This window comes from Elstera litoralis, from assembly GCF_000963705.1.
In the GTDB taxonomy this organism is placed as follows: Bacteria; Pseudomonadota; Alphaproteobacteria; order Elsterales; family Elsteraceae; genus Elstera; species Elstera litoralis.
The window spans coordinates 1-3,831 of the sequence record NZ_LAJY01000500.1; the positions used below are offsets into that span (position 1 = coordinate 1).

Here is a 3,831-nt window from a genome sequence, read left to right on the forward strand (position 1 = left end):
CGATATCGATTCGAACGAAATTGATTCTGTCAATTCTAACATTATCGCTTGTATTAATCCTATCATCGCTGATCGGTGTATTGAAGCTATCGGATACACGCAATTCACTGGATGCGGTTATTTCCCAACATGTTCCAAACTTCATGCTGCTTCAGGAAATAAGATCGGAAATCTTGGCGTTCAGGATTGCCGAGGCCCAACATATTCTCGCCTTTGACTTTCAAGATACGGTGGATGCCGAAGCGGTTTTGAAACGGACCAGCGCGGCGATTGAGGCAAAGATCACCGGCTATCAGGCCGCCGAGCCTGGGGCCGACGCGCAACGGCGGATCGATGGGATTCTAACCGCTTGGACAGCGCTGCTCGGCCAAAATAAAACCCTTATCGATCTCTCGGGATCGCAGCGGACCATCGAGGCCGGCACCTTATTCCGGCTGGAGGGCAAAAAGAGTTTCGATGCGCTGTTGGTGTTGATCGATGGTGAATTGGCGCGTGCCCGCAGCATTTCCGATCAATCGGCAGCTTCGGCTGTTCAGGAAGCCGGGAGTTCGGTCGCGCTGGTTTTGGCGTTTCTCGGTTGCGCCGTTGCCCTTGGCGCGGCGGTGATCGTCTATATTCTGAAAGGCGTTTCCGCTCCGATCCTGCACATGACGCTGGCCATGCGGGCGCTGGCCCAACGGGAGTATGGTCACGCCATTCCGCATCTCGCCCGCCGCGATGAAATCGGTGCGATGGCAACCGCGCTTGATGTGTTTCGCACCGAAATGCAAACCGCCGAGCGGCTAACAGCCGCCCAATTGCAGGAAGCGGCGACCAAGCTGGCCCGGCAGGCGGAGATTGACGCGCTGGTGTTAGGCTTCGACCGCAGCGCCAGCGAAACCGTTGAAGCGCTCGCCGGGGCCGCGACCGAGTTGCACGCAACGGCGCAGAGCATGACTGAAACCGCCGCCCACGCCGGTCATCAGGCCGAATCGGTGAGCGACGCCAGTTTGCAGGCAAATGGCAATGTTCAAACGGTTGCCGCCGCTGCCGAAGAGTTGAGCGCGTCGATCAGCGAGGTCAGTCGCCAAGTCCAACAGTCGATGGTCATTGCCGAAACCGCGCAGAAAGATGCCGTTCAAACCGCCGAACAAGTGCGCAATCTCGCTGAAGCCGCCCAGCGGATTGGTGAGGTCGTTGGGCTTATCAATAACATCGCCGGGCAAACCAATCTTTTGGCGCTGAATGCCACGATTGAGGCCGCCCGCGCGGGCGAGGCTGGCAAGGGTTTCGCGGTGGTGGCCTCCGAAGTGAAGAATCTGGCGGCACAAACCGCTCGCGCCACTGAGGAAATCTCAACCCAAGTCCAGGCCGTGCAAAGCGAAACCGGGGCCGTGGTCGCGGCGATCCGAACCATCGGCGAGACCATTCAGCAGATGAACGCTATCACCGCCACCGTCTCCGACGCGGTTGCTCAGCAAAATGCCGCAACGCGCGAGATTTCCCAGAACGTGCAACAAGCCGCATCGAGCACGCAAAGCGTTGCCTTTAGTATCGCCGGGGTAACGTCGGGCGCGGCGCAAACCGGGGCGGCGGCGGCCGAAGTCCTGAATTCCGCCGATGGTTTGGCCCGCGAAAGCACGCGGCTGCGTCAGGATGTGGAAAGCTTTCTGAGCAATATTCGCCGCGTTTAGCGGGTAAGCCCCCCCAATCTCTCGATATGATCCACCACCGCCTCAACCCCCTGGTTCTGGCGCACGGCGGTGAAGACGAACGGCCGGGTGCCGCGCGCTTTGCGGGCGTCTTGCTCCATCAGGTCGAGCCGCGAGCCGACGTAGGGGGCAAGGTCAGTTTTATTGATGACCAGCAGGTCCGAGCGGGTGATACCGGGGCCGCCTTTACGGGGAATATCGTCGCCCTGGGCTACGTCGATCACGTAGATCGTGAGGTCGGCGAGATCGGGGGAGAAGGTGGCGGCGAGATTGTCGCCGCCCGATTCGATCAGGATCAAGTCCAGATTCGGAAAACGCTCGCGCATGGTGGCGATGGCGGCGAGGTTGATCGAGCAATCTTCGCGGATGGCGGTATGGGGGCAACCGCCGGTCTCAACCCCCATGACGCGTTCGGAGGGGAGCGCCTGCATGCGGATCAGCGCGTCCGCGTCTTCCCGCGTGTAGATATCGTTGGTGATGGCGACCATATCGTAACGGTCGCGCAGCGCCCGGCACAGCGCCGCTGTCAGCGAGGTTTTGCCGGAGCCGACGGGGCCGCCGATGCCAACGCGCAGGGGGCCGTTCGGGGACGTGGATTTGAGCGCGGTCATGAGCGGAACAACCTTACGTGCTGGGTTTCATGGGCGAGGGACGCGAAGTCCGACGCAAAACAGGCACCGCCGAGATCGTCCAGATTTCCCGAGGCGGCCTCGTGAGCGGCGGTTTTCAGGATCGGCAGCAGATCGGCTAAAACGCGCTGCCCATCGAACTGGCCGATCACGCTGAGGCGAATGGCGGCGGACATCAGGTTACTGCAAAAGCCGAGGGTGTAAGCGTCCAACGTGGCTTCTAACGCAATCTGCCGGTCGGCGGCGGCGGCTCCCACGGCGATGGGATAGGCGAGGCGGTTGCTTTTCGCCAGCAGCGCTAAACTCGGCACCTCCCAGGCAGCGGTGCAGGCGGCGCCGAAGCCCCGGCCTTGGGTGAGCGTCTCAAGCTGGCGTTCGGCCCCCCGGTTGCAGGCGGCGGCAAGCTCGGCGGCGGCGAGGAGGCGTGCGGTATCGTCCGCGCGCCCAGCCCGCCAGGCTTCGGCGAGCAGCAGCAGATCGTTCCGCAGCGACCCCGAGGTCGCCAAATCGGTCAGCCACGCGCCAAGGCTCGCCCGGTCCGAGACGATCCCATCTTCCACCAGCTTTTCGAGCCCGTGACTGAAGCGAAACCGCCGACCGGAAACGCGGGCGAGAGCCAGAGGAAGAGTTCCGCCGGAAAGGCCGCTATCGGCAGGGGAAGGGCGGCGCCGTCCGCCATGTCAGTCGTGCGAATGGGCGTGGTCGTCGTTATGGGCATGCCCGTGCCCCTGTGCGTGCCCTGACGCATGCCCGTGGGAATGGGAATGCTGCAACGACGCCTGCCCGCCGTAAGCGCCGCCCTCCGGCTCGAACGAGCGCATCACCTTATGCACATGCCCGCCGAGGCCGTGGATCATCTCCGCCAGCACATGATCGGCTGAATATAGATCGCATCGTCGGTCAATTCGGCGGCGATATGGCGGTTGCCGATGTGCCAGGCGATGCGGGCGAGGGCGCGCGGGCCGTGGGCGTGGATTTCAAGCAGCGCTTCGGCGGCGGCTTTAATCAGAATGGTCCCGGTTTCGCCGGTTACAGCATCGCCCTCGGCCAAATAGGTCGCCTCCGGCAGATCAAGCAGAAACTCCGCGCCGCCATCGCTGGTCAGCACCACGCGGCGGCGGTAGCGGGACTCGCGGTCCAAGGTAATCGTATCGGCGACGGTCGCAGGATCGAAAGACCCGCGCCGTAGCACTTCGGTTGCGCGCTGCATGAACTCTCCGTGAAAGAGTTAGGGGCGCTGCCCCTAACAACCCCGGTTAAGGGGCTCGGCCCCTTAACAATCCCATTTACAATACTATTCTAACCCCTTTCCGGCGAGTTCAAGCCCTCGTGGATTCTCAAGGGGCCGTAGCCCCTTGAGCGGGGTTGGGGGCCGAGCCCCCTAGAACAAGAAGTATCTTTGCGCCATCGGCAGTTCTTTTGCGGGCTCGCACACCAGCAACTCGCCGTCGGCGCGGACTTCGTAGGTTTCCGGGTCGATGGTGATCGTGGGGGTGGCGTCGTTGAACACC

Annotated in this window: 4 protein-coding genes and 1 pseudogene; 1 reads left to right on the plus strand and 4 read right to left on the minus strand. The window is 62.2% G+C overall.

Annotated elements, in window-relative coordinates; translation table 11 throughout:
- The first annotated feature begins 20 nt into the window (after positions 1-20).
- A complete protein-coding gene (locus VZ95_RS16405) occupies positions 21-1,673 on the plus strand; it encodes a methyl-accepting chemotaxis protein (protein ID WP_232302710.1) in 1,653 nt (550 codons plus the stop codon).
- On the opposite strand, the gene ureG is transcribed toward VZ95_RS16405, so the two are convergent.
- From ureG to VZ95_RS16420, 4 genes and pseudogenes are all read right to left on the minus strand, one after another.
- Complete coding sequence (gene ureG / locus VZ95_RS16410; RefSeq protein ID WP_045776816.1) at positions 1,670-2,302, minus strand: urease accessory protein UreG; 633 nt, start codon at positions 2,300-2,302, stop codon at positions 1,670-1,672. The two genes, VZ95_RS16405 and ureG, sit on opposite strands and share 4 nt — an antisense overlap.
- A complete protein-coding gene (locus VZ95_RS16415) occupies positions 2,299-2,880 on the minus strand; it encodes an urease accessory protein UreF (protein ID WP_052711864.1) in 582 nt (193 codons plus the stop codon). Before VZ95_RS16415 ends, ureG begins: the two co-directional genes overlap by 4 nt.
- Complete coding sequence (locus tag VZ95_RS25830) at positions 2,832-3,038, minus strand: hypothetical protein (RefSeq protein WP_198148353.1); 207 nt, start codon at positions 3,036-3,038, stop codon at positions 2,832-2,834. The genes VZ95_RS16415 and VZ95_RS25830 overlap by 49 nt, the downstream gene beginning before the upstream one ends.
- Positions 3,001-3,530: pseudogene (locus tag VZ95_RS16420) on the minus strand (urease accessory protein UreE). The gene VZ95_RS25830 and the pseudogene VZ95_RS16420 overlap by 38 nt, the downstream one beginning before the upstream one ends.
- Between the last annotated feature and the right edge of the window lie 301 nt (positions 3,531-3,831).